We start from the raw sequence: 1,274 nt of genomic DNA, 5'->3' as shown, positions 1-1,274 counted from the left end.
GCGCTGCCCGAGGACCTCGTCTTCTCGGTGAGCTACCTGGGCGGCGACATGCCGACGTTCGCGCTCAACTTCTCCCGGCCCGGCTCGCAGGTCCTGCTCCAGTACTACCTGTTCCTCCGCCTCGGCTACGACGGCTACTACAAGGAGCAGAAGGCCTCGCAGGACGTCGCGCTCTACCTCTCGGGCGAGATCGCGAAGATGCCGCAGTTCGACCTGTGGAACGACGGGAGCGACATCCCGGTCTTCGCCTGGAGCCTCAAGAAGGGCTACACCGACAAGTGGACTCTCTACCACCTGTCCGAGCGGCTGCGGACCAAGGGGTGGCTCCTGCCGTCGTACCCCATGCCCGTGGACCTCGAGGAGCTGACGGTCCAGCGCATCGTGGTGCGCAACGGGCTGAGCCGCGACCTGGCGGCCAGCCTGCTCGGCGACATCCGGACGGAGATCGCGTTCCTCGACGCGCTCGAGTCNCCAGCGCATCGTGGTGCGCAACGGGCTGAGCCGCGACCTGGCGGCCAGCCTGCTCGGCGACATCCGGACGGAGATCGCGTTCCTCGACGCGCTCGAGTCACCCATGCCCGTCGAGGGACAACACCCCGGATTCCACCATTAGGGGGCTTAAGTCCGGTTTTCCCTTGCACCCGACGAGATGCACAGGCTGGGTAGAACGGCCGCTACTGATTCTTAAAATCGGAGAGCGTCCCGCCCGTGTCAATGCGGTGTTCCACGGGAGCGTGGTGGTGGCTCCGGTCGCCGCGCTGGTGGCTGTCAGGGTCAGCGCGGAAGTCGAGCCCTCGCACCGGGAAGGTGTGGGGCCTCGACTTCGCTCATTGGAGGAGGTCTCGCCCCGGGCAGTGAGGACCTTAACCCGGGACGAGACCCTTGCCACGAGCTGGGCCTTCAGCGGTGCCCCGGAGGCGGGACCGCTTCTTGATCCGGCTACCAGGTGACGCGAGGCACCGTGGCCATACCAGGATCTCACCATTTCAGAAAAAAGGCAGGCCATCTGGGCAGATTCACCCTCTCGACTCGTCCCCCGCGACTTCGTCGCGGGGGACCGCCGTGTGGAAGCTTTGAACTGTGCAGCCAGGGGCGGCTCGATGAAATGTAATATGTCACCGAGGTGACAGGCTCCTGTCCGACGACCTCCTCTGCCACGATCCCTACGCTCCCGGCAAGGCTCGGGCGCGCGAGAGAAACGAGAAACCCCCGTGACCACTCCCTACGGCGCCCCGCAGGCCCCGCAGTCCGACCAGGCCCCGCAGTACTACGGC

1 pseudogene is annotated in these 1,274 nt (G+C 66.1%); it reads left to right on the top strand.

The window, feature by feature from the left end:
• Positions 1-470, top strand: a pseudogene (locus ASE15_RS03515) (pyridoxal-dependent decarboxylase); the annotation flags it as partial.
• Positions 471-1,274: the final 804 nt, after the last annotated feature.

The organism is Oerskovia sp. Root22, assembly GCF_001429135.1.
Lineage (GTDB): Bacteria > Actinomycetota > Actinomycetes > Actinomycetales > Cellulomonadaceae > Oerskovia > Oerskovia enterophila.
Note: the sequence above shows the minus strand (reverse complement) of the source record. Positions and strands in the feature narration are given on the sequence as shown.